Source organism: Kitasatospora sp. NPDC001664 (assembly GCF_053596675.1).
In genome coordinates this window covers 32,318-56,488 of record NZ_JBSFGS010000038.1, presented here as the reverse complement: position 1 = coordinate 56,488, position 24,171 = coordinate 32,318, and the positions used below count along the sequence as shown (strand labels likewise).

Sequence of the window (24,171 nt, the reverse complement as noted above, 5' to 3'; positions counted from 1 at the left end):
TGTCGGGCTGTCGGGCGGGGCAGGCGGGGCGGGCCTGCGCCCGTCATCGTGCAGTGATGCTAAAGCATTCCCTGTAGGACAAGTCGCTGGTGCTACACGATCCCGCCGGGCCATGCTGACGGGCATGCAGATGAGCCCCCGTCACATCGCCCTCGCCGTGCTGGTCGCCGCCGTGTGGGGGGTCAACTTCGTGGTGATCCACGTGGGCCTGGGCCACTTCCCGCCGTTCCTGTTCGGGGCGCTGCGGTTCGCGGTGGTGGCGGTTCCGGCGGTGTTCTTCGTGGGGCGGCCGCGGGTGGCGTTCCGCTGGGTGGTGGCGGTGGGGCTGACGCTCGGAGTGGCCAAGTTCGGGCTGCTGTTCTTCGCGATGAACGCGGGGATGCCCTCGGGACTGTCGTCGCTGGTACTGCAGAGCCAGGCGGTCTTCACGGCGGTGTTCGCCGCCGTGCTGCTGCGCGAGCGTCCGCCGGTGCAGCGGATCGCCGGGCTGGCGATCGCCTTCGCCGGGATCGGCGTGGCGGCGGTGGACCGCGGGCTGAACGGCCCGGTCGGGGCGTTCGCGCTGGTGATCCTCTCGGCGGCGTTCTGGGGGCTGTCCAACGTGCTGACCAAGAAGGCCGCGCCGGCGGACGCGCTGCGCTGGATGGTCTGGATGAGCGCGGTGCCGGTGCTGCCGCTGCTGGCGCTCTCGCTGCTGTTCGAGGGTCCGTCGGCGGCGGGGGAGGCGTTCGCGGCGCTGAGTCCGGCCGGGATCGGGGCGGTGCTCTACGTCGGGCTGGGGTCGACCCTGTTCGGCTTCATGGCCTGGAGCTTCCTGCTGGGGCGCTACGACGCCTCGGCGGTGGCGCCGTACTCGCTGCTGGTGCCGGTCTTCGGGATGTCCTCGTCCTGGTTGCTGCTGGGGGAGGGGATCAGCCCGCTGGGGGCCGGGGCCGCGCTGCTGGTGGTGCTCGGCATCGGGCTCACCGCGTTGCGTCCGGGGGCGCTGGGTTCCGTCCGGGTGCTCAGCTCCGGTCGGCCGACCGGGCTGCTTCGAAGGCGAGTTCGGCCTGTCGCAGGGCCCGCAGCAGAGCCTCCTGCTCGACTCGGCTGACCGGCCCGAAGTACTCCTGGGCGACCTCCTGGCGGACCAGGCCGATCCGCTCCAGCGCGCCGTGCCCGGCGGCGGTCAGGACCACCCGCACGGCCCGGCGGTCGTCCGGGTCGGGGGTGCGCTCGACCAGGCCGGCCTCCTCCAGGGCGTCCACCACGGTGGTGGCGGAGCGGGGGGCGATGTGGAGGCGTTCGGCGAGTTCGCTCAGCCGCATGGTCTCCCGGCCCTCGCAGCCGGGGGCGTGCGCCAGGGTGCGCAGCGCCCGGGCCTGGCCGGGGGTGATGCCGTAGGGCTCCAGGCGCACCATGGTCTGCCGGCGGATCCGCTTCATCGCCCGGGTCAGTGCGTCGGCGAGGTCCGCGGCGGTCTCGGCGGGCGGCTCGGCGGCGGGCACGGACATGGGGGCGGCTCCTGGGACGGTAGGTGGCCACCAGGGTATCGGGGCTGCCGGAGAGCCCTCCGGGGTGTCGCCGTCGAAATACCTTGAGCTTGACTCACCATTCACTTAGGCTGACCTAATCTTAACCAAGAGGAGTACACCGATGTCCGTTTCCCAGGCCCGTGTCGTCACGGACCGTCCGTCCCGCTACGGCAAGCAGCTGGCTGCCCACATGGGCCGCAAGATCCAGGCCGACTGGTCCGAGGAGAGCGGCCGCGGCGAGCTGGTCTTCAGCGCCGGCACCGCCGTGCTGACCGCCGAGGAGGGTGCCCTGCTGCTGGTGGTCGAGGGCGCCGAGGAGAACCTCCCGCAGCTGGAGGACGTGGTCGGCCGCCACCTGGTCCGCTTCGGCACCCGCGACGAGCTGGTGGTGGAGTGGCAGCGCGAGAGCGGCGCCCCCGGCACCGTTCAGCGCAACGACGCTCCCGAGGAGTAGGGCCGCACCCGAGGAGCAAGGCCGCACCCGAGCAGCAAGGCCGCACCAGCACGGGCGGCCCGCGTCCGACGAGCGGTCAGCTCCGGCGCCGCGCCCACGGGATGACGTACCGCCACAGGCACCAGAGCGCCGTCCCGGTCAGGCACCAGCTGGCCACCACGTCCAGCAGCCAGTGGTAGTCGCTCCACACCAGCCCGGCCCCGACGCCCAGGCAGAGCAGTGCGGTCAGCCCGTACAGCCACTGCCGGGGGCGCCGGGCCAGGGTGGGGCCGAGCAGCAGGGCGGCGGTGCCGTAGGCGAGGGCCGAGGTGGCGGTGTGCCCGGACGGGTACCAGCCGAGCTGATCGGCGGCCAGCGGCACGCCGAACGGGCCGGGGCGGGCGAACAACGCCTTGGCCGGGACCACCAGCAGCGGCACCAGCAGCCCGGCTGCCGCTGCCAACGGCAGCGGGTACCACCAGCGCCGCCGCCCGGCCGTCCGCTCCCGCGCGGCCGCCAGCGCGGCCGCGCCGAGCAGCACCGGCATCGCGGGGAAGGGCCCGCCGAGGTCGGCCAGGCCGGCGCCCAGGTGGTTCAGCAGGGTGCTGTGCAGACCGGTGCGGACGGCCCGGGTGGAGCGCCTGGCCCAGTCGTCCAGCTCCAGCAGCGGACCGTCGGCGGCCACCTGCCAGGAGACCACCGCCAGCACCACGAGCAGCAGCGCCGGGAGCCAGAACCCGCCCAGGACATGCGAGAGCCGCCCCGGAGCAGGGGGGAGAGCTCCGGGGCGGCTGGGGAGATCGCCGTTCCGTGCGCCCCGGGGGGTGTGGGCCGGACGGTCGGTCGATCGGTCCTCGGCTGCCGCTGCCCCCGAGGGGGCGGGTGGCGTCGTCGGTAAGGAGTGTGGCTCGCTGTCCATCTGTCATGACAGTACGTCAGAACCCGGCGGAACAGGGCGGGCCGCGCGGTTTGCCACAGCATCTTCACCACTGCGCGTGCAGCCAGCGCGAGCATTCAGCGTGCGCATCCGACCGGCGCATCCGGCGCAAGCAAACGGAGGGGCCCGGTCCGTGCGGACCGGGCCCCTCGCGCGTGACGCGGCGTCAGGCGGAGCGGACGGTTCAGACCGCCGCGAAGGCGCTCTCGATGATGTCCAGGCCCTCGACCAGCAGGTGCTCCGGCATCACCAGCGGCGGCAGGAAGCGCAGCACGTTGCCGTAGGTGCCGGCGGTCAGCACGACCAGGCCCTCGGCGTGGCAGGCCTTCGCCACCGCGGCGGTGAACTCCGGGTTCGGGTCCTTGGTGCCCGGCTTGACCAGCTCGACCGCGATCATCGCGCCGCGGCCGCGGACCTCGCCGATCACGTCGAACTTCTCCTGCATGGCGCGCAGACGGCCGAGCATGACCTCGCCGATCTGCCGGGCCTTGCCGTTCAGGTCCTCGGACTTCATGGTCTCGATCGAGCCGAGCGCGGCGGCGCAGGCCACCGGGTTGCCACCGTAGGTGCCGCCCAGGCCGCCGGCGTGCGCGGCGTCCATGATCTCGGCGCGGCCGGTCACGGCGGCCAGCGGCAGGCCGCCGGCGATGCCCTTGGCGGTGGTGATCAGGTCCGGGACGATGCCCTCGTCGTCGCAGGCGAACCACTGGCCGGTGCGGCAGAAGCCGGTCTGGATCTCGTCGGCGACGAAGACGATGCCGTTCGCCTTGGCGTACTCGACGATGGCCGGCAGGAAGCCCTTGGCCGGCTCGATGAAGCCGCCCTCGCCCTGGATCGGCTCGATCACGATCGCGGCGACGTTCTCGGCGCCGATCTGCTTGTTGATCAGGTCGATCGCCTGGGCGGCGGCCTCGGGGGCGCAGTTCTCGGCGCCGGTCAGCCAGCGGTAGGGGTAGGCGACCGGGACGCGGTAGACCTCGGGGGCGAACGGGCCGAAGCCCTGCTTGTACGGCATGTTCTTCGCCGTCATGCCCATGGTGAGGTTGGTGCGGCCGTGGTAGCCGTGGTCGAAGACCACGACGGCGGTGCGCTTGGTGTAGGCGCGGGCGATCTTGACCGCGTTCTCGACGGCCTCGGCGCCGGAGTTGAACAGCGCGGTGCGCTTCTCGTGGTCGCCCGGGGTCAGCTCGTTGAGCTGCTCGGCCACGGCCACGTAGCCCTCGTACGGGGTCACCATGAAGCAGGTGTGGGTGAAGGCCTCCAGCTGCGCGGTGGCCTTGGCGACCACGGCGGCCGCGCTGTTGCCGACGTTGGTCACGGCGATGCCGGAGCCGAAGTCGATCAGCGAGTTGCCGTCCACGTCCTCCAGCACGCCGCCGCCGGCGCGCGAGACGTACACCGGCAGGGTGGTGCCGACGCCGGCCGCCACCGCGCCCAGCTTGCGGGCCTGCAGCTCCTGCGACTTCGGGCCCGGGATCGCGGTGACCAGGCGACGCTCCTGCGGAAGCGGCGTTGCAGTGCTCATCGTGTGTTCTCCATGTCTAGGGGCCCGGAATTACGAGGCGCGGTCCTCGCAGGCTACGGCCGGGTACGGCCGCCGGGCATGCGCCACTCGGTAGCAGTGGGCCACCCGAATTGTCCGGGGCGGCCAGCGCACGAGATCAGTTACGCGGCGCCTCCGCTCCACTACATTGGTGCCGACCTTCCAACGGGGGAGCGCGGGCAGAGGGAGCGGGGCCGCCACATGGGACTGGACGGGACCTACGGGCAGCGGGCGGCCGAGCAGGCCCAGGTCGCGGTGCCGCCGCAGCGCGGCGTCGCCCCCTTCGACCTGACCGCCTGGGTGAACGCGCCCAGACCCGAACTCGCCCCCGGCGTCTGGCGGCTGAACCACCGTCAGCGCACCGAGGCCGACCGCGAGGCGGCCGCCGTCCCGGCCGGCCCGCTGCTGTGGCGGGCGGCGCTGAACGCGCTGGTCGCCTGGTTCGCCTACCTCTACGGGGTCGAGCTGGTCTTCTGGGTGGCCGGTCTGCTCGACCTGCTGGACGGCCTCGGCCAGGCCACCTCGGTGATCGCCCTGCTGGTGGTCAACGGCCTGGTGCTCACCGTGGTGATCCGCGTGTTCGGCCGGATGGGCCGCTGGCCCGAGGTCTGGCGCCGCTGGGTCACCCCGCTGCTGGCCCGCACCGTCACCCAGGAGCAGCCGTCCGAGGACGCCGAGCCCGCCGGCCCCACCGACCCGTGGGCCGCACTCCGCCAGGGCGGCGCCGCCGAGGCGGCCCGGCTGCTGGACGGACGGCCGGTCGGCGACGTGGACTACGTCCGGATCCAGCGCGCCTGGGAGACGGTCCGGCAGGACCCGGCGCTGCTGCCCGCCTTCACCGAGCAGGTCGCGGCCCGCGGCCCCGCCGCCTGCGCGCACCCCTCCGAGGCCCGCGACCTGACCGGCCGCGGCCCCGGCCACGACCTGCTGACCCGTCAGGTCCGGCTCGGCGCGGCCCAGGACGTGGTGAAGAACCCGCAGACCCACCGGGCCACCGGCTTCGCCCTCGACCCCGCCCTGCTCGGCACCTCGCTGCTCGCGGTCGGCCCGGCCGGCACCGGCAAGACCGCCGGGCTGGCCCGTCCGCTGGCCGAGGCGCTCTGCCTCCAGGCGCTGGCCGGCACCGCCTGCGCGGTGGTGCTCGGCTCGGCGGAGGCCGATCTCGGCCCGGACGACTGGTACGACGTGGTGATCGCCCCGGGCGACCCGTCCTCCCCATACGGGCTCGACCTGTTCGGCGCCGCCGTCGAGGTGGAGCAGGCGACGGCCCGGCTGGCCGACGCGCTGCTGCCGGACGAGCTGGCGCCGCGCGGCGAGGCGGCCCGGGCCGCGCTCCAGCAGACCGTCGGCCCGTTCCACGCGGCCTACGGCCGCTACCCCGGGGTGCGGGAGCTGCGCGCGCTGCTCGGGGGCGCGGCCGCGGCCTGGCAGACGCTCCGTCAGACCCTCGACGACAACGGCCTGCTGGCCGCGCACGAGGCCGACCTCCAGCACCGGGAGCGCCAGCACGGCCGGGCCGACGACCCGGGCACCCTGCTGGCCGACCGGCTGGCCCTGCTGGACCGCCCGGCCTTCGCCGGGCACTTCCCCGGCGACGGCCCGGGCCGCCCGGCCTTCGCCGGGCACTTCCCCGGCGACGGCCCGGGCCGCCCGGCCTTCGCCATGCGGGCGCTGGACCACCCGCTGCGGGTGCGGGTGAAGCTGCCCGAGCGCGGCCACCCGGAGGCGGCCCGGATGCTGTCGCGGCTGCTCGCCGGCCAGTTCGTCCAGGCGGCCGCGGCCCGCACCGAGCGGGCGCTGTTCGCCGGCCTGGTGGTGGACGACGCCTCGGCGGCGGTGGACGCGCAGGTGATCCGCGGCCTGCAGGGCATGCGCGGGGCCAACGCGGGCGCGGTGCTGCTGCTGCGCACCCTGGTGGACCTGCCGGAGGCGCTGCGCACCGCGCTGTTCGGCGCGGTCGGCTGCCGGATGGCCTTCCCCGGCATCGCGCCCTGGGACGGCAAGCTGTTCTCCGAGGCCTGGGGCACCCACCTGGTCCGCGAGACCGCCGTCACCCACACCCCCGACACCTCCGGCGGGATGTTCCGCAAGGCCGGCCGGGGCCTGCGCAAGGCGCTGTCGGGCACCGCCGCGCAGACCGAGAGCGTCACGGTCCGGGACGTGGAGCGGCACCGCTGGTCACCCTCGGACCTGGCGCACGCGCTGCCGAGCGGGCACGCGGTGATCTCGCTGGCCTCGGTGACGGGTGATCAGGTCCCGCCGCTGCTGGTCGACCTGAGGGGTTAGTACCGGAGGAGGCGCGCGGCGGCGGACTACGGTCCGGAGGATTCGGTCCGTCCGCTTGTCCGGAGCGTCCATAATGGGGGAAGAAGCCCTCATCGCCAGGCCGCAACGGCGCGTCCCCGGCGGCAAACACTCCGAAGGTGCCATGCCCCCCACACTCGCCTCCGTCGTCCGCAACAGCTCGCTCCACCTGACGGTCCTCGCCGGCGCGGACCACCTGGAGCGGCCGGTCCGCTGGGTGCACACCAGCGAGCTGGACGACCCCACTCCGTTCCTGGAGGGCGGGGAGCTGCTGCTCACCACCGGCATCAAGCTGGGCAAGGCGGCCGCCAAGCTCCAGGCGTACGTGCACCGGCTGGCCGACGCGGGGGTGGTCGGGCTCGGCCTCGGCGTCGGGCTCTCGCACACCGAGGTGCCGCAGGCCCTGGTGGACGCCGCCGCCCAGCGCGGCCTGCCGCTGATCCGGGTGCCGGAGGCCACGCCCTTCATCGCGATCAGCAAGGCCGTCTCGGCCGCCCTGGCCGCCGAGCAGTACGAGGCCGTCACCACCAGCTTCGAGGCCCAGGAGGAGCTGACCCGGGCCGCCCTCGGCAAGGACGGCACCACCGCGGTGGTCCGCCGCCTGGCCGCCCGCCTCGGCGGCTGGGCCGCGCTCTACGACGGCTCCGGCGCGCTCTCCGCCGTCGCCCCCGACTGGGCCGCCCGCCGGGCCGGCCGCCTCGCCGCCGAGGTGGACCGGCTGCGCCGCCGTCCGGCCCCCTCCAGCGCCGCGCTGCAGGGCCGCGCCCCCGGCATCGACACCGCCGACGAGGACTACGTGGTGGTCCAGTCGCTCGGCGCCGACCGCCGCGCCCGCGGCTTCCTCGCCGTCGGCACCGAGGACCGGATCACCCCCACCGAGCGCTACGTGCTGAACGCGGCCGTCGCCCTCCTCACCCTCACCCTGGAGCGCTCCCGCGAGCTGCGGCAGGCCGAGGAGCGGATGGGCGCCGCCCTGCTCGGCATGGTGCTGGCCGGCGAGGCGGCGACGGCCCGTCAGGTCGCGGCCGGGCTGTTCGGCGGCCTGCCCGAGGGCACCGTCCGGGTGCTGGTCGGGGGCCTCGGCCCGAACGGCGACCCGGAGGCGCTGAACGAGCTCGGCGACCGGGCCGAGCAGGCCGGCAGCCGGGTCGGCGAGCGGCTGCTGGTCTCCCGCGAGGACGGACCGCACGGCCCCCGGCTCACCGTGCTGGCCCCCGACGGCGGCTCGGCCCACCGCGCCTGCCTGGGCGCGGCCGAGGAGCACGAGGGGATCGCCCTCGGCGTCTCCGCCCCGTGCACCGTGGAGGAGGCGGGCACCGCCTTCGCGCAGGCCGAGCGGGCCCTCGCGGTGGCACTGCGCGGCGGGCGCCGCTCGGTGGACCACGAGGAGGTCGGCGCCGGTTCGCTGCTGCCGCTGCTCGGCGAGGAGGCGGTCACCGCCTTCGCCGAGGGGCTGCTCAGACCTCTGCGCGAGCACGACCGCACCGCCCGCGGCGACCTGGTCGCCTCGCTGCGCGCCTGGCTCTCCCGACACGGTCAGTGGGACGCGGCCGCCGCCGACCTCGGCGTCCACCGGCACACCCTGCGCTACCGGATGAAGCGGGTCGAGGAGCTGCTCGGCCGTTCGCTGGACGACACCGACGTCCGGATGGAGCTCTGGCTGGCGCTGCGCGCGGGCGAGGACTGAGCCTGCTCCGGTGCGCGACGTTCGGTTGCGGCCGCCCAGGGGCGCGGGGCTCTGCTGATACGCGGCTCCGCCGTGCGGGCGCGCTTCGGACGGCGGATCACCGGCAACTGGATCGCCGTCAGCCGGTCGCACGTGCTGCGGCTCCCCCGCGCGCAGTTCCTCGCGCCCCTGGTGGCACAGCCACGTGCGCCCCGAGATCGCCGATCGTCGCCGGGCCACGTGCCGATCCGGAGTAGCGGTGTGCCGCAGTCCGCCGCCGTGTCCAATCCTGCTCGCGCGGGTGCGCCCCTACCGTGGATCCGGTAGAGCACCACACGACGACAGAAGGGGCCGGTACGACCGTGACCACCACCCATGAGTTCTGGCTGGCCGGCCGCAAGGCGTCGGGCGACGCCGAGTTCGAGGTCCGCCACTCGTACGACGGCAGCCTGGTCGGCAAGGTCAGCATCCCGACCGACGCCCAGGTCGAGGAGGCGCTGGACGCCGCCGTCGCGGTAGCCCCGGCCCTGGCCGCCACCCCCGCGCACGTGCGCGCCACCGCGCTGGACCACGTGGCCCGCCGGCTGACCGAGCGGACCGAGGAGATCGCCCGCCTGATCACCGCCGAGAACGGCAAGCCGATCAAGTGGGCCCGCGGCGAGGTCGGCCGCGCCGCCTCGGTGTTCCGCTGGGCCGCCGAGGAGGCCCGCCGGACCAACGGCGAGACCATGCGCCTGGACACCGACCCGGGCGGCGTGGGCCGCTTCGCGGTGGTGCGCCGCTTCCCGCGCGGCGTGGTGCTGGGCATCGCCCCGTTCAACTTCCCGCTCAACCTGGTCGCCCACAAGATCGCCCCGGCGATCGCGGTCGGCGCTCCGATCATCCTCAAGCCGGCCCCCGCCACCCCGCTCTCCGCGCTGGTGCTCGGCGAGATCCTGGCCGAGACCGAGCTGCCGGCCGGCTCCTGGTCGGTGCTGACGGTCGAGAACGAGAAGATGCCCGCCCTGGTGCAGGACAAGCGCCTGCCGGTGATCTCCTTCACCGGTTCGGACAAGGTCGGCTACCAGATCATGGACTCGGTGCCGCGCAAGCACGTCACCCTGGAGCTCGGCGGCAACGCCGCCGCCGTGGTGCTCGCCGACTGGTCGTCCGAGGCCGACCTGGAGTGGGCCGCCACCCGGATCGCGATGTTCTCCAACTACCAGGGCGGCCAGTCCTGCATCTCGGTGCAGCGCGTGATCGCCGACGCCTCGGTCTACGACGCGCTGGTGGAGAAGGTCGTCGCCAAGGTCGGCGCCCAGGTCACCGGCAACCCCTCCGACGACTCGGTGGACGTCGGCCCGCTGGTGGACGAGAACGCCGCCAAGCGCGTCGAGGCCTGGGTCGAGGACGCCGTGACCAAGGGCGCCAAGGTGCTGGCGGGCGGTACCCGCGAGGGTGCCACCTACGCCCCCACCGTGCTGGCCGAGCTGCCCGCGGACGCCATCCTGGCCAAGGCCGAGGTCTTCGGCCCGGTGCTCTCGCTGCACAAGGTCGACTCCACCGACGAGGCCTTCGCGCTGGTCAACGACTCGCCGTTCGGTCTGCAGACCGGCGTCTTCACCCACGACCTGCAGGCCGCCTTCAAGGCCCACCAGGTGCTCGAGGTCGGCGGCGTGATCATCGGCGACGCCCCGTCCTACCGCGCCGACCAGATGCCGTACGGCGGCGTCAAGGACTCCGGCGTCGGCCGCGAGGGCGTCAAGTACGCGATGGGCGACTTCACCTACGAGAAGGTCATGGTCCTCACCGGCCTCGACCTCTGAGCCACCCCCTGAAGCACCTTCTGATGCCCCGTCACCGACCGCTGGTGACGGGGCATCGGCCCGTCTTGACACCTCCCCGGGGCGGGCGTAGTCCGGAAGGACAGGAAGGGAGGTCGTCATGCTGGGTGACCTCATCGGACAGGAATCGGGGACGATCACCGGCCGTCGCGTGGTCGGTGGCGAGCACGGCCTGGCCCCGACGGTGGAGACCTCGTTCGCGGCCGGCGGCACGCTGCTCGGCGTCGAGGTGCAGGACATGGGGACCTACCAGGCGCGGATGCGCGCCGACGGGACCCTGGAGGGTGAGGGCCACGGCGTGCTGATGGGCCCGGGCGGCGCGAACGCGACCTGGCACGGCTGGGGCGTCGGCAGCTTCACGGAGAACGGCAACAGCTGGCGCGGCGCGCTGATCTACACCAGTGGCTCGCCCGAGTTCGCCGCACTGCGCGGCAAGGTCGGCGTCTTCGAGTGGGAGGTGGCGGCGGACGGCACGGCCGAGGGGAAGCTCTGGGCCTGGCAGTGAGCGCCCCGTCCGACAGGACACAATGGGGCGCATGACTTCGCTCGCCCACCCGCAGCTGCGCTTCTCACCCGTCGTCAGGGACCCGGAGGGGCCCCGGGAACTGGTGATCCTCGGATCGACCGGCTCGATCGGCACCCAGGCCATCGACGTGGTGCTGCGCAACCCCGGCCGGTTCAAGGTGGTCGCCCTCTCGGCGGCCGGCGGCCGGGTCGCCCTGCTCGCCGAGCAGGCGATGGAGCTGGGCGTGCACACCGTGGCGGTGGCCGACGAGGCCGTCGTCCCGGCGCTGCGCGAGGCGCTCGCCGCCCGGGCTGCCGGGCGGCCGCTGCCCGAGGTGCTGGCGGGCCCGGACGCGGCCACCGAGCTGGCCGCGATGGAGTGCCACTCGGTGCTCAACGGCATCACCGGCTCGATCGGCCTGCGGCCCACCCTGGCCGCCCTGCGGGCCGGCCGGGTGCTGGTGCTGGCCAACAAGGAGTCGCTGATCGTCGGCGGCCCGCTGGTCAAGGCGGTCGCGAAGCCGGGCCAGATCGTGCCGGTGGACTCCGAGCACGCCGCGCTCTTCCAGGCGCTGGCCGGCGGTACCCGCTCCGATGTGCGCCGTCTGGTGGTCACCGCCAGCGGCGGCCCGTTCCGCAACCGCACCCGGGACGAGCTGGCCGGGGTGACGCCGGACCAGGCACTGGCCCACCCGACCTGGGCGATGGGCCCGGTGGTCACCATCAACTCCGCCACCCTGGTCAACAAGGGCCTGGAGGTGATCGAGGCGCACCTGCTCTACGACGTCCCGTTCGACCGGATCGACGTGGTGGTGCACCCCCAGTCGGTCGTCCACTCGATGGTCGAGTTCACCGACGGCTCCACCCTGGCCCAGGCCAGCCCGCCGGACATGCGGATGCCCATCGCGCTCGGCCTCGGCTGGCCCGACCGGGTGCCGGACGCCGCCCCCGGCTGCGACTGGACCAAGGCCGCCACCTGGGAGTTCTTCCCGCTCGACACCGACGCCTTCCCGGCCGTCGACCTGGCCCGCGAGGTGGGTACGCTCGGCGGGACCGCCCCGGCGGTCTTCAACGCCGCCAACGAGGAGTGCGTGGACGCTTTCCTCAAGGGGCGGCTCCCCTTCACCGGAATCGTGGACACTGTGGCGAAGGTGGTGTCCGAACACACGGTGGGAACTTCGCTCACGGTGGAGGACGTACTCCACGCGGAGACCTGGGCACGTGCCCGGGCCCGCGAGCTGGCAGCCGGCTAGCGAGCAGACCTAGGGAGCGGCATGACGGAGGCTCAGCGGTGACATTGGTGTGGTGGGGCCTGGGCATCCTGGTCTTCTTCGGCGGCCTGCTGTTCTCGATCGCCTGGCACGAGCTGGGCCACCTGTCCACCGCCAAGCTCTTCGGCATCCGGGTGCCGCAGTACATGGTCGGCTTCGGCCGCACCGTCTGGTCCCGGAAGAAGGGCGAGACCGAGTACGGCCTCAAGGCGATCCCGCTCGGCGGGTACATCCGGATGATCGGGATGTTCCCGCCGGGCGAGGACGGCCGGATCACCCAGCGCTCCAGCTCGCCCTGGCGGACGATGATCGAGGACGCCCGGGAGGCCTCCTACGAGGAGATCAAGCCCGGCGACGAGGACCGGATGTTCTACACCCGGAAGCCGTGGAAGCGCGTCATCGTGATGTTCGCCGGGCCGTTCATGAACCTGGTCCTGGCCTTCGCGCTCTACCTCGCCGTGCTGATGGGCGTCGGTCAGCTGAACGCCGTGCCCACCGTCTCCTACGTCAACAAGTGCGTGGTGGCGGTCGGCCAGCCGACCGACAAGTGCCCCGACGGCGCGCCCGACAGCCCGGCCCTGCAGGCCAAGCTGCAGGAGGGCGACACCTTCCTCTCCTTCGGCGGCGTCCCGGTCACCGACTACAAGCAGCTCCAGGGCGAGATCCGCAAGGCCGCCGGGAAGCAGGTGTCGATCGTGGTCGAGCGGGGCGGCCGGCAGGTCACCCTGACGGCCAAGCCGGAGAAGAACGTCGTCCAGAAGATCGACGAGGACGGGTACCCGGTCAAGGGCGAGACCGTCGAGGCGGGCTTCCTGGGCTTCGCCCCGCGCCAGGTCATGCAGACCCTGACCTTCGGCGAGAGCGTCGACCAGATGGGCACCATGGCCCAGAACGGCATCTCCTCGCTGATCGCTCTGCCCGGCAAGATCCCCGGCCTGTGGCACGCCATCGTCAGCGACGACCCGCGCCCGGCCGACTCCCCGATGGGCATGGTCGGCGCGGCCCGGATCGGCGGCGAGATGTTCGAGATGGACATCCCCTCCTCCAGCAAGGTGGTCGGCATGGTCCAGCTGCTGGCCGGGATCAACCTCTCGCTCTTCCTCTTCAACATGCTCCCGCTGCTCCCGCTGGACGGCGGCCACATCGCGGGCGCCCTGTGGGAGTCGGTCCGCCGCCGCTGGGCCAAGCTGTTCCGCCGCCCCGACCCGGGCCCGTTCGACGTGGCCAAGCTGATGCCCGCCGCGTACGTGGTGGCCGGTGTGTTCATCTGCTTCACCGCGTTGGTGATGGTGGCCGACCTTGTCAACCCCATCCGCCTGAACTGACCCGGTTCCGTCGGGTACGTGCGTTGGCCACCTCGCCCGTGCCGTACCGTTGGACGCCGGGCGCCTCCTGACTACCGGGGCGCCCGGCCCGGCCGGAGCCGATGGCCGGACCACCACCGCACCCCTGGGGAACCTGCGCACATGTCCGCGATCTCGCTCGGAATTCCGTCCCTGCCGCTCAAGCCGCTGGCGACCCGTCGCGTCTCCCGGCAGATCATGGTCGGCAACGTCCCGGTCGGCGGCGACGCCCCGGTCTCGGTCCAGTCGATGACCACCACCGTCACCGCCGACATCAACGCCACGCTGCAGCAGATCGCCCAGCTGACCGCCTCCGGCTGCCAGATCGTGCGGGTGGCCGTCCCGACCCAGGACGACGCCGACGCGCTGGCCGTCATCGCCAAGAAGTCGCAGATCCCGGTGATCGCGGACATCCACTTCCAGCCCAAGTACGTCTTCGCCGCGATCGACGCCGGCTGCGCCGCGGTCCGGGTCAACCCGGGCAACATCAAGCAGTTCGACGACAAGGTCGGCGAGATCGCCAAGGCGGCCAAGGACGCCGGCACGCCGATCCGGATCGGCGTCAACGCCGGCTCGCTCGACAAGCGCCTGCTGGAGAAGTACGGCCGGGCCACCCCCGAGGCGCTGGTGGAGTCCGCGCTCTGGGAGTGCTCGCTGTTCGAGGAGCACGACTTCCGCGACATCAAGATCTCGGTCAAGCACAACGACCCGGTCGTGATGATCAACGCCTACCGCCAGCTGGCCGCCGCCTGCGACTACCCGCTGCACCTCGGCGTCACCGAGGCCGGCCCGGCGTTCCAGGGCACCATCAAGTCGGCGGTCGCCTTCGGCGCGCTGCTGGCCGAGGGGATCGGCGACACCATCCGGGTCTCGCTGTCCGCGCCGCCGGCCGAGGAGATCAAGGTCGGCATCCAGATCCTGGAGTCGCTGAACCTCCGTCAGCGCGGCCTGGAGATCGTCTCCTGCCCGTCCTGCGGCCGCGCCCAGGTCGACGTCTACAAGCTCGCCGAGGAGGTCACCGCCGGCCTCGAGGGCATGGAGGTGCCGCTGCGCGTCGCCGTCATGGGCTGCGTCGTGAACGGCCCGGGCGAGGCCCGCGAGGCCGACCTCGGCGTCGCCTCCGGCAACGGCAAGGGCCAGATCTTCGTCAAGGGCGAGGTCATCAAGACCGTCCCCGAGTCGAAGATCGTCGAGACCCTGATCGAGGAGGCCCTCAAGCTGGCCGAGCAGATGCAGGCCGACGGCGTGGAGTCCGGCGCGCCGGTCGTGACCGCCGCCGAGTAGTGCATTCCGGGAGGTGCGGGCGCTCGCTCGCTCGCACCTCCTCTCCGGCGGGGCGGGCGGAGTAGGGTGCGACAAGCGTTCCTAGTGGTGAGGTGCCCGTGCTCGATCGAGGTGTGATGCTCCCCGGCCCGTTCCAGGTGGCCCGGGCCCTGGCGACCACCCGGGTGCTCGACCCCCAGGACCTCGACGAGGCGCTGGAGATCCTGCACCGGGACCCGGTCGCCAACGCCTTCGTCGCCACCCGGGTGGAGGCCGTCGGGCTCGACCCCTGGCGGCTCGGCGGCGAGATGTGGGGCTGGTACGACGCGGACGGCCGGCTGGAGTCCCTCTGCTACGCCGGGGCCAACCTGGTGCTGGTCGACGCCGGCCCCGAGGCCGTCCGCGCCTTCGCCGAGCGGGCCCGCCGCCAGGGCCGCCGCTGCTCCTCCATCGTCGGCCCCGCCGGGCCCACCGCGGCCCTCTGGGCCTGCCTGGAGCGCAGCTGGGGCCCCGCCCGCGAAGTCCGCGCCCACCAGCCGCTGATGGCCACCCAGAGCCCCGCCCCGGCCTCGATCACCCCCGACCCGCTGGTCCGCCGGGTCCGCAAGAACGAGGTCGACGCCCTGATGCCGGCCTGCGTCGCGATGTTCACCGAGGAGGTCGGCATCTCCCCGCTGGCCGGCGACGGCGGCCTGCTCTACCAGGCCCGGGTCGCCGAACTGGTCGGCGGCGGCCGCTCCTTCGCCCGCTTCGACGAGGACGGCTCGGTGGTCTTCAAGGCCGAGATCGGCGCCGTCACCGCCGGCGCCTGCCAGATCCAGGGCGTCTGGGTCGCCCCCGCCCACCGCGGCCGGGGCCTCTCCGTCACCGGCATGGCCGCCGTCCTCGACATCGCCCTGCGCGAGGTCGCCCCGACCGTCTCGCTGTACGTCAACGACTACAACCTCCGCGCCCGCGCCAGCTACGCCCGGGTCGGCTTCCGCGAGATCGGCGCCTTCATGAGCGTGCTGTTCTGACGCCCGTTCAGCCCGCCGTCCGGCCGGAGCCGAGCTCCGCCACCACCCGGGGCGGGGAGGACCGCGGTCACCACGGCGAGGAACGCCAGGAACCCGTTGGACGGGTTGCGGTACATCGTCATGGTGGTCCGGCAGCCTTTCGTGATCTTCCCCGGCGCAGGGAGACGTACGTCGGGGAGGCGGGGAGAGTAACGTCCGGGGGCATGGAGCAGCTGACCGAGGTGACGATCGAGGCCGTGGAGTTGGCGGCGTGGGCGGCGGAGGCACTGGAGGTGCAGGCGGTCGCCTTCGGGCTGACGGCCGACGAGGTGGCGGTGCGGCTCCAGATCGTGCGGCGGCACGCGCTGCAGCCGGGGGTGCTGGCCTTCGGGGCGTTCAGCGGGCAGCGGTTGGTGGGCTTCGGGTACGGGATGCCGAACCGGCGCGAGCACTGGTGGAGCACGGTGATCGAACCGCACCTGGAGCACAACGGGTACGGCGACTGGCTGGACGGGACCTTCGCGGTGACCGAGCTGCACGTGCTGCCCGGCTTCCAGGGGCAGGGGGTGGGGACGCGGCTGATCCGGACCCTGACGGAGTGTTCGGGGGCGGACCGCAGCATCCTGTCGGCGATCGACGCCGAGACGCCCGCCCGCCGGCTCTACCGCTCGCTCGGCTACCAGGACCTGGCGCGGATGGTGGTGTTCCCGAACACGGTCCGTCCGTACGCGGTGATGGGGGCTCGACTGCCGCTGCTTCAGAGCCAGTCGGCGAACTCCAGGTAGAGCTCGGCGGTGTCGGTGGCGCCCGCCTCCAGGTGGCGCAGACCGGCCTCGACGGTCCGGAAGAGGGTCCAGCCGCGCAGCCGGTCGTGGTCCACCTCGACGGCGTCGGCGAGCTGGTGGAGGCGGCGGCGGACGGCGCCGCGCTGGCCGGGGGAACCGGCCAGGGTGTCCATCCGGTCCTGGGCCAACCGGGCCAGGTCCCAGGCGCGTTCGCCGACCAGGGGGCGGGGGGAGACGGCCAGCCAGGGGGAGCGGTCGGCGGCCAGCACCTTGCCGTGGTGGAAGTCGCCGTGCAGCAGGTACGACTCCGCGCCGGAGCCGAGGAGGCCGGTGGCCAGCTCCACCGCCTCGTCGGCCAACGGCGCCGCCTCCGGGGCGAGTTCGCGACGGCGTCGGACGCCGTCCGCCAGCTCGGCGACCCGCTCGGCCAGCGGGGTGAGGGCGTGGCCGTCCGGCGGTGCGGTCCAGAGCCGCTGGAGCAGTCCGGCCGCCTCCAGCATGGCCTTGGCCTCGGCCAGCGAACGCAGCGGGATGTCCCCGTGCAGGCGCTCCAACAGCAGTGCGCCGTCGGCCGGTTCGGCGGCCAGCGCCAGGACGGCGCCGCGTCCGGCCCAGTGGGCGAGCGCTTCGTGCTCCCGGGCGTTCTCGGGGGTGACCAGGGAGGTCTTCAGGACGGCCGGGGAGCCGTCCTCCCGCCGTACGGTGCAGACCAGCGAGAGCCGGCCGCCGGGCTCCACCACCCGCTCGGGGGTGAGCTCCCAGCGCTCCAGCCCGGTGCGGACCAGTCCGGGCAGGGCGGACAGCCAGGCCGCTCCCTCGGCGCCGTACCGGGACCGGACGGCCTCCGCGAGCCGCGCCGGGACGGTGATCTGCTGCCCTGCTGCTGCCGACATGCTGGCCTCTCGGTTGGCACCACCCGGCCGGGCCGGTGCGGCGGTTCACCCGCTCATTGTCGGCCATGGCGGTGAAACCGCTGGTCAGGGGCCCGGCGTGGCGTGCCGACGGTCCGTCAGGAAGCGCCGCCGGCCGGTCGGTTGAGGAAGGCTCAGGAGGCGGAGGGCGACGGCGAGGCGGGGCCGCCGGTGGCCGGGAGGCCGGGGAACGCGGTGAGGTCGCCGCCCCAGCGGCGGGCGTTCAGGGCGGCCTCGCGCAGCGCGGTGGCGGCGCTCTGCCGCAGCTCGCCGGTGGAGGCGGAGACCAGGCCCGCGTACACGCCGGCGAGCTGCACCTCGATGTGGGCGGCCAGCTGGCGGGCGGTCTCCGGGCTGTTCACGGTGAAGGGCAGCTGGTACCCGGCCGCGGCGGCGGTCGGGGTGGCCGACCCGGCGGCCAGCCGGCGCTGCCAGGTGTCCCGCTGCGCCTGGTGCGCGGCGAACACCGAGTGCGCCTCGGCCCGGCCCGGCCCCGGGATGCGGGCACCGACCACGCCGTAGCCGTAGACGGCGGCGTGCTCGGCGGCGAGCGCGGTCTGCAGGGCGGTGGCCGTGGCGGCGGGCAGCGGCACCGGCTTGGGGGAGGCGGTCCCGGAGCCGGCCCCGGAGGGCGAGGCGGAGGGGGAACCCGAGGCGGACGCCGACCCGCTCGCCGACCCGGAGGCGGACGCGGCGGCCGAGCCGTCCCCGGGTGCCGCGACCGGAGTGCGGTCGCCCAGCGCGGCGGCGTGCACCGCCCCCGAGGCGGCGACCACCGCCAGCAGCTTGGCCAGCTCCGGCGAGGCGCCCGCGAGCTGCGCCAGCCGGGCCTGGGCGGTGGTCCGCTCGGCGGCCGCCAGCTGCGCGACCGAGCCCACCGCGCCGTCGCCGCCGGAGGCCGCGGGGGAGGCCGGGACGGCCTGGGCGGTCGGGGCGGCGGACCCTCCGCCGGACAGCCCGGCCGCCAGCAGGGCGCGGTGCTCGGCCACCTCGGCCCGCAGCGCCTTCACCTGCTCGGCCTGGGCCCCGGCCGAGGCGGCCACCGCGTCGTACCCGGCGAGCAGCCGGTCGGTGTCGGCCACCGCCTTGGCCCGCACCGGCCGGTCGGCGTCCTCCCGTTGGCGCTGCTCGGCCGCCGGCCCGTCCTCGTCGGTGCAGCCGCAGACCAGCAGCGAGGCGCCGGTCAGTGCGCCGAGCGCGAGCAGGCTGCGCCGGGTGAGGGACGGCATCGGTGGGGCTCCCGGGTGAAGTCGTGGGAGGGCGTGGGCGGCCCCCCGGTGGCCCGTGCATCATGACAGACGGCCTGCGGCACCGTTGTGACCTTGCTCGCAGCGCGCCCGGCGCACGGGGCCCGCGCGCCGGACGGAGTCGGTGGAACGGCCCGCGACCGGATAGGCTTGCCGCTGCGCTGAGAAGCGAGCCCTACCGACAACAGCAGACGCGGCCGAGGAGTCACCCGGATGAGCACCACCCCCACTGACCGGCTGCGCGCGTTGTTGGAGCCGCTGGCGGCCGAGGCCGGTCTCGACCTCGAGGACGTCACCGTCACCCAGGCGGGCAACCGCCGCCAGGTGCAGATCGACGTGGACGCCGACGGCGGGGTCGACCTGGACGCGATCGCGGACTTCAGCCGGGTGGTCAGCGAGAAGCTGGACGCCGCCGAGGACGTGATGGGCTCCGCCCCGTACGTGCTGGAGGTCGGCTCCCCGGGGGCCGAGCGCCCGCTGCGCGAGCCCCGCCACTGGCACCGGGCCACCGGCCGCCTCGCCAAGATCCACCTGGTGGACGGCGGCGAGATCACCGCCCGGGTGCTGGAGAGCGACGAGGACGGCGCGCTGGTCGAGGTGCAGCCGGTGAAGGGCCGCGGCAAGCCCAAGGAGCGCCGCCTGGAGTTCTCCGAGGTGGCCCGGGCCCGGGTCCAGGTCGAGTTCAACCGCAAGGAAGACGAGGGGCTGCTCGACGAGTCCGCGCCCGTCGAGGACGACACCGACGAAGACGCCGACGACGAGTGAGCACCACCCCGAACATGACCGTGAAGAGAGAAGAGGAGGCGTAGCCGTGGACATCGACATGAGCGCCCTGCGTGGGCTGGTTACCGAGAAGAACATCCCGTTCGACCTGTTGGTCGAGTCGATCGAGTCGGCCCTCCTCATCGCGTACCACCGCACCGAGGGCTCCCGCCGCCGCGCGCGGGTGGAGCTGAACCGCAAGACCGGGCACGTCACCGTCTGGGCCCTGGAGGACGCCTCCGAGCTGGACGAGGGCGTCGAGCCCAAGGAGTTCGACGACACCCCGAGCGGCTTCGGCCGGATCGCCGCCTCCACCGCCAAGCAGGTGATCCTGCAGCGCCTGCGCGACGCCGCCGACGAGAAGACCTTCGGCGAGTACGCGGGCAAGGAGGGCGACATCGTCACCGGTGTCGTCCAGCAGGGCAACGACCCCAAGAACATCCTGGTCGACATCGGCAAGCTGGAGGCCATCCTCCCGCCGCAGGAGCAGGTCCCGGGCGAGGTCTACGCCCACGGCACCCGCCTGAAGTGCTACGTGGTGGCCGTCCGCCGCGGTGTCCGCGGCCCGTCCGTGACGCTGTCCCGGACCCACCCCAGCCTGGTGAAGAAGCTGTTCGCGCTGGAGGTCCCGGAGATCGCCGACGGCACCGTCGAGATCGCCGCGATCGCCCGCGAGGCCGGCCACCGCACCAAGATCGCCGTCTGGTCCCGCCGGGCCGGCCTGAACGCCAAGGGCGCCTGCATCGGCCCGATGGGCACCCGGGTGCGGAACGTGATGGCCGAGCTGCACGGCGAGAAGATCGACATCGTGGACTGGTCCGAGGACCCGGCCGAGATGGTCGCCGCCGCGCTGTCCCCCGCACGGGTGAGCAGCGTGGAGATCGTTGACTACGGTCAGCGCTCCGCACGGGTGATCGTGCCGGACTACCAGCTCTCGCTGGCGATCGGCAAGGAGGGCCAGAACGCCCGCCTGGCCGCCCGTCTGACCGGCTGGCGGATCGACATCCGGCCGGACACCGAGGCCCCCGCGGAGGACGATCGCCGGGAATCCCGGGCCGAGTAGTCACGTTGTAGACGTCCTACCGCGATCGGCGGGGCGGCGTCATGTCCCTCCGGAGGGGTAGACTTGAGCTTGTCTGGCCGGACGCATGTCCGAGCATGCCCGGAACGCACCTGCGTGGGCTGCCGCAAGCGCGCGGCCAAGCACCAGCTGTTGCGTGTCGTGGCGGTCGAGGGCATCTGCGTCCCCGACCTCCGCGGCGCACTGCCCGGCCGGGGCGCACACCTGCACCCCGACCTGGCCTGCCTCGACCTCGCGGTCCGCCGCCGGGCGTTCCCCCGGGCCTTCCGGCTCCAGGGGACGCTCGACACCGCGGCGCTGCGCGAGCACGTCGAGCAGCGGGCGGGTGACATCCCGCCAGGCTGAGAGAACCACCGCAACAAGCACCGGGAGGGCCGGCAGGCCCGCGCCCGGTGCGCACCACGTCAGGTACCTCGCGAGTTGGAAGTAGGTCGAGATTGCGATGAGCACTCGATGAGTACGCGATGAGTACGCCCATGAAGTAGCGATGGTCCGGCGGACGAATACCCCGGACACGTAGACAGGAGCGAAGTGGCTAAGGTCCGGGTATACGAGCTCGCCAAGGAGCTCGGCATGGAGAGCAAGGCCGTCATGGCCAAGCTCACCGAGCTGGGTGAGTTCGTCCGTTCGGCGTCCTCGACGATCGAGGCGCCGGTCGTGCGCAAGTTGACTGACGCTTTGGGAGTGGCTGCCCCCTCGGGCAGCGGTGCTGCCAAGCCTGGCCCGCGGAAGCCCGCGGCGCCCCAGCCCACCGGCGGTGCCGGTGCGGCCGCACCCAAGCCGGGTGCCCCCACCCCCGGACCGCGGCCCGCCGCGACTCCGGGTCCCCGTCCGACCCCGGCCGCCGCGGCTCCCGCCGCCCCGGCCGCCCCCGCCGCGCCGAAGCCGGCCGGCGCCCCGACGCCGGGCCCGCGCCCGGCGGCCCGCCCCGCTGCCCCGGCCGCTCCGGCCGCCCCGGCGGCGGAGTTCTCCTCCCCGGCTCCCGCCGGTGAGGCCCCGGCCCGTCCGGCCGCCCAGGCCGCTCGTCCGGCGAACCCCGCCAACCCGGCCGCCCGTCCGGGCCCGCGCCCGGCCGGCCCGCGCCCGGGCAACAACCCCTTCACCTCCGGCTCCGCGACCGGCATGGGCCGCCCCGGCGACCGTCGTCCGGCCGCGCCGGGTGGCGACCGTCCGCGTCCGGCCGGTGCGCCGGGTGCCGGTGCGCCGCGTCCCGGTGGCGACCGTCCGCGTCCGGCCGGTGCGCCGGGTGCCGGTGCCCCCCGTCCGGGTGGCGACCGTCCGCGTCCGGGTGGCGCTCCGGGCCAGGGTGCCCCGCGTCCCGGTGGCGACCGTCCGCGTCCGGCCGGTGCGCCGGGTGCCGGTGCCCCCCGTCCGGGTGGCGCTCCGCGTCCCGACGGGATGCCCCGTCCGGCCGGTCCGCGTCCGGGTGCCCCGAGCCCCTCGGGCATGCCCCGTCCGAACCCCGGCATGATGCCGCAGCGTCCGGGCCCGCGCCCGGGCCCGGGTGCCGGTGGCCGTGGCCCCGGTGGTCCCGGTGGCCGTCCGGGTGGTCCGGGTGCCGCGGGCGGTGCCCGTCCGGGCTTCGCCGGTCGTCCGGCCGGTCCGGGCTCGCGTCCGGCCGGTGGCGGCTTCGGCGGCCCGCGTCCGGGTGGTGCCGGTGGCGGCGGCGGCTTCGCCGGCGGCGGTGCCCGTCCGGGTGGCTTCAGCGGCCGTCCGGGTGGTCCGGGTGCCCGTGGTGGCACGCAGGGTGCGTTCGGCCGTGGCCCCGGTGGCCGTCCGGCCCGTGGCCGCAAGTCGAAGCGGGCGAAGCGCCAGGAGTACGAGGCCATGCAGGCCCCGTCGGTCGGCGGCGTGATGCTGCCGCGCGGCAACGGCCAGTCCGTTCGCCTGTCGCGGGGCTCGTCCCTGACGGACTTCGCCGAGAAGATCAACGCCAACCCGGCCGCGCTCGTCTCGGTGATGTTCAACCTCGGTGAGATGGTCACCGCGACCCAGTCGGTCTCCGACGACACGCTCCAGATGCTGGCCGAGGAGATGGGCTTCCAGCTGGAGATCGTCAGCCGGGAGGACGAGGACCGCGAGCTGCTCGAGTCCTTCGACATCGACTTCGGTGCCGACGAGGGCGACGAGGAGATGCTGGCCGCGCGTCCGCCGGTGGTCACCGTCATGGGTCACGTCGACCACGGTAAGACCCGCCTGCTCGACGCCATCCGCAAGTCCAACGTGGTGGCGGGCGAGGCCGGTGGCATCACCCAGCACATCGGTGCGTACCAGGTCGTCACCACGGTGAACGGCGAAGAGCGCCCGATCACCTTCCTCGACACCCCGGGTCACGAGGCGTTCTCCGCCATGCGTGCCCGTGGTGCCAAGTCCACCGACATCGCGATCCTGGTGGTCGCGGCCAACGACGGCGTCATGCCGCAGACGGTCGAGGCGTTGAACCACGCCAAGGCCGCCGGCGTGCCGATCGTGGTCGCGGTCAACAAGATCGACGTCGAGGGCGCGGACCCGACCAAGGTCCGCGGCCAGCTGACCGAGTTCGGTCTGGTGGCCGAGGAGTACGGCGGCGACACCATGTTCGTCGACATCTCCGCCCGCCAGGGCCTGCACATCGACTCCCTGCTGGAGGCCGTGGTCCTGACCGCGGACGCCTCGCTCGACCTCCGGGCCAACCCGGAGCAGGACGCGCAGGGCATCGCGATCGAAGCCCACCTCGACAAGGGCCGCGGCGCCATGGCGACCGTGCTCGTGCAGCGCGGTACCCTCCGCGTCGGTGACTCGATCGTGGTCGGCGACGCCTACGGCCGCGTCCGCGCGATGCTGGACGAGAACGGCAACAGCCTCGCCGAGGCCGGCCCGTCCCGCCCGGTGCTGCTGCTCGGTCTGACCTCGGTGCCCCGCGCCGGCGACAGCTTCATCGTCGTCGACGAGGACCGCACGGCCCGTCAGATCGCCGAGAAGCGCTCGGCCCGCGACCGCAACGCCGCCTTCGCGCAGCGTCGGGTCCGGATCTCGCTCGAGGACCTGGACAAGGCCATCGCAGCGGGCTCCATCGAGCAGCTCAACCTCATCATCAAGGGTGACGTCTCCGGTTCCGTCGAAGCCCTCGAGGACGCCCTCGTCAAGCTCGACGTGGGCGAGGAGGTCGAGCTCCGGGTGCTGCACCGCGGCGTCGGTGCGATCACCGAGTCGGACGTCGACCTGGCCATGGGCTCGGACGCCATCATCATCGGCTTCAACGTGCGCGCCGAAGGCCGCGCCCGTACCGCTGCCGAGAAGGAAGGCGTGGACGTCCGGTACTACTCGGTCATCTACCAGGCCATCGAGGAGATCGAGAACGCCCTCAAGGGTCTTCTCAAGCCGGAGTACGAGGAGGTGCGCCTCGGCTCCGCGGAGATCCGCGAGGTCTTCCGCTCCTCCAAGTTCGGCAACATCGCGGGTGTCATCGTCCGCGAGGGCCTGCTGCGCCGCAACGCCAAGGCCCGCCTCATCCGCGACGGCAAGGTCATCACCGAGAACCTCACCATCGAGGGTCTGCGCCGCTTCAAGGACGACGCCACCGAGGTCCGCGAGGGCTTCGAGGCCGGTGTCACGCTCGGTTCGTTCAACGACATCAAGGTCGAGGACGTCATCGAGACGTACGAGATGCGCGAGAAGCCCCGCGCGTAACGCGGTGTGAGCCGGGGCCGGTCGACGGGTGCAAATCCCGTCGACCGGCCCCGGCCTCACTGTTAGCCTCCAGGTACGCCCGTTCGGGCAACTCCTTCGAGGCCCCCAGGCCGGCTCTGG

General features: G+C 73.7%; 20 protein-coding genes. 15 read left to right on the top strand and 5 right to left on the bottom strand.

Annotated elements, in window-relative coordinates; all coding sequences use genetic code 11:
* Positions 1–130: 130 nt before the first annotated feature.
* Positions 131–1,093 carry an EamA family transporter gene (locus tag ACWCYY_RS35735; RefSeq protein WP_449798442.1) on the top strand — a complete coding sequence of 321 codons (963 nt, stop codon included), beginning with the start codon at positions 131–133 and terminating at the stop codon, positions 1,091–1,093.
* Here the strand turns inward: ACWCYY_RS35735 and ACWCYY_RS35730 are convergent.
* Complete coding sequence (locus ACWCYY_RS35730) at positions 1,005–1,493, bottom strand: MarR family winged helix-turn-helix transcriptional regulator (RefSeq protein WP_345285632.1); 489 nt, start codon at positions 1,491–1,493, stop codon at positions 1,005–1,007. The two genes, ACWCYY_RS35735 and ACWCYY_RS35730, sit on opposite strands and share 89 nt — an antisense overlap.
* A gap of 142 nt (positions 1,494–1,635) precedes the next feature.
* On the opposite strand from ACWCYY_RS35730, the gene ACWCYY_RS35725 reads away from it, so the two are divergent.
* Positions 1,636–1,968 carry a DUF2218 domain-containing protein gene (locus ACWCYY_RS35725; RefSeq protein ID WP_345285634.1) on the top strand — a complete coding sequence of 111 codons (333 nt, stop codon included), beginning with the start codon at positions 1,636–1,638 and terminating at the stop codon, positions 1,966–1,968.
* A 76-nt stretch (positions 1,969–2,044) separates the two neighbouring features.
* Here the strand turns inward: ACWCYY_RS35725 and ACWCYY_RS35720 are convergent, their stop codons facing one another.
* Both ACWCYY_RS35720 and gabT read right to left on the bottom strand, forming a co-directional pair.
* Positions 2,045–2,659 carry a phosphatase PAP2 family protein gene (locus ACWCYY_RS35720; protein WP_449798435.1) on the bottom strand — a complete coding sequence of 205 codons (615 nt, stop codon included), beginning with the start codon at positions 2,657–2,659 and terminating at the stop codon, positions 2,045–2,047.
* Positions 2,660–3,068: 409 nt separating this feature from the next.
* Positions 3,069–4,409, bottom strand: a complete 1,341-nt coding sequence (gene gabT / locus ACWCYY_RS35715) for a 4-aminobutyrate--2-oxoglutarate transaminase (protein ID WP_345285638.1) — start codon at positions 4,407–4,409, stop codon at positions 3,069–3,071.
* 219 nt (positions 4,410–4,628) lie between these two features.
* Here gabT and ACWCYY_RS35710 point away from each other — a divergent pair, with 219 nt between their 5' ends.
* The 9 genes from ACWCYY_RS35710 (at position 4,629) to ACWCYY_RS35670 (ending at position 16,381) form a co-directional block, all read left to right on the top strand.
* A complete protein-coding gene (locus ACWCYY_RS35710; protein ID WP_449798434.1) occupies positions 4,629–6,713 on the top strand; it encodes an ATP-binding protein in 2,085 nt (694 codons plus the stop codon).
* Between the two features lie 142 nt (positions 6,714–6,855).
* Positions 6,856–8,418 (top strand): PucR family transcriptional regulator, encoded by a 1,563-nt coding sequence (locus tag ACWCYY_RS35705; RefSeq protein WP_449798433.1) that lies wholly within the window; start codon positions 6,856–6,858, stop codon positions 8,416–8,418.
* A gap of 341 nt (positions 8,419–8,759) precedes the next feature.
* Positions 8,760–10,202 (top strand): aldehyde dehydrogenase family protein, encoded by a 1,443-nt coding sequence (locus ACWCYY_RS35700; RefSeq protein ID WP_345285644.1) that lies wholly within the window; start codon positions 8,760–8,762, stop codon positions 10,200–10,202.
* A gap of 118 nt (positions 10,203–10,320) precedes the next feature.
* Positions 10,321–10,725: a hypothetical protein gene (locus ACWCYY_RS35695; protein WP_345285646.1), complete on the top strand. Its 405-nt coding sequence runs from the start codon at positions 10,321–10,323 to the stop codon at positions 10,723–10,725.
* 31 nt (positions 10,726–10,756) lie between these two features.
* Positions 10,757–11,977 (top strand): 1-deoxy-D-xylulose-5-phosphate reductoisomerase, encoded by a 1,221-nt coding sequence (gene dxr / locus ACWCYY_RS35690; protein ID WP_449798432.1) that lies wholly within the window; start codon positions 10,757–10,759, stop codon positions 11,975–11,977.
* Between the two features lie 38 nt (positions 11,978–12,015).
* Positions 12,016–13,320, top strand: a complete 1,305-nt coding sequence (locus ACWCYY_RS35685) for a M50 family metallopeptidase (protein WP_449798431.1) — start codon at positions 12,016–12,018, stop codon at positions 13,318–13,320.
* 141 nt (positions 13,321–13,461) lie between these two features.
* Entirely contained in the window at positions 13,462–14,622 is a 1,161-nt protein-coding gene (ispG, locus tag ACWCYY_RS35680) for a flavodoxin-dependent (E)-4-hydroxy-3-methylbut-2-enyl-diphosphate synthase (RefSeq protein WP_345285652.1), read from the top strand.
* A 116-nt stretch (positions 14,623–14,738) separates the two neighbouring features.
* The gene (locus tag ACWCYY_RS35675; protein WP_345285692.1) at positions 14,739–15,617 is read left to right on the top strand and encodes a GNAT family N-acetyltransferase; all 879 of its coding nucleotides are present in this window, start codon (positions 14,739–14,741) and stop codon (positions 15,615–15,617) included.
* 203 nt (positions 15,618–15,820) lie between these two features.
* Entirely contained in the window at positions 15,821–16,381 is a 561-nt protein-coding gene (locus ACWCYY_RS35670) for a GNAT family N-acetyltransferase (protein WP_345285654.1), read from the top strand.
* On the opposite strand, the gene ACWCYY_RS35665 is transcribed toward ACWCYY_RS35670, so the two are convergent.
* The gene (locus ACWCYY_RS35665; RefSeq protein ID WP_345285656.1) at positions 16,354–17,274 is read right to left on the bottom strand and encodes an aminoglycoside phosphotransferase family protein; all 921 of its coding nucleotides are present in this window, start codon (positions 17,272–17,274) and stop codon (positions 16,354–16,356) included. The genes ACWCYY_RS35670 and ACWCYY_RS35665 overlap by 28 nt on opposite strands.
* A gap of 152 nt (positions 17,275–17,426) precedes the next feature.
* Entirely contained in the window at positions 17,427–18,521 is a 1,095-nt protein-coding gene (locus ACWCYY_RS35660) for a ferritin-like domain-containing protein (protein WP_449798430.1), read from the bottom strand.
* Between the two features lie 231 nt (positions 18,522–18,752).
* Between ACWCYY_RS35660 and rimP the strand changes: the two genes are divergently transcribed.
* The 4 genes from rimP (at position 18,753) to infB (ending at position 24,051) form a co-directional block, all read left to right on the top strand.
* Complete coding sequence (gene rimP, locus ACWCYY_RS35655) at positions 18,753–19,304, top strand: ribosome maturation factor RimP (RefSeq protein WP_345285660.1); 552 nt, start codon at positions 18,753–18,755, stop codon at positions 19,302–19,304.
* A 46-nt stretch (positions 19,305–19,350) separates the two neighbouring features.
* On the top strand, positions 19,351–20,364 hold the full coding sequence (gene nusA, locus ACWCYY_RS35650; protein WP_345285661.1) for a transcription termination factor NusA: 1,014 nt from the start codon (positions 19,351–19,353) through the stop codon (positions 20,362–20,364).
* Positions 20,365–20,433: 69 nt separating this feature from the next.
* On the top strand, positions 20,434–20,727 hold the full coding sequence (locus tag ACWCYY_RS35645; protein WP_345285694.1) for a YlxR family protein: 294 nt from the start codon (positions 20,434–20,436) through the stop codon (positions 20,725–20,727).
* Between the two features lie 186 nt (positions 20,728–20,913).
* Positions 20,914–24,051, top strand: a complete 3,138-nt coding sequence (infB, locus tag ACWCYY_RS35640; RefSeq protein WP_345285662.1) for a translation initiation factor IF-2 — start codon at positions 20,914–20,916, stop codon at positions 24,049–24,051.
* Positions 24,052–24,171: the final 120 nt, after the last annotated feature.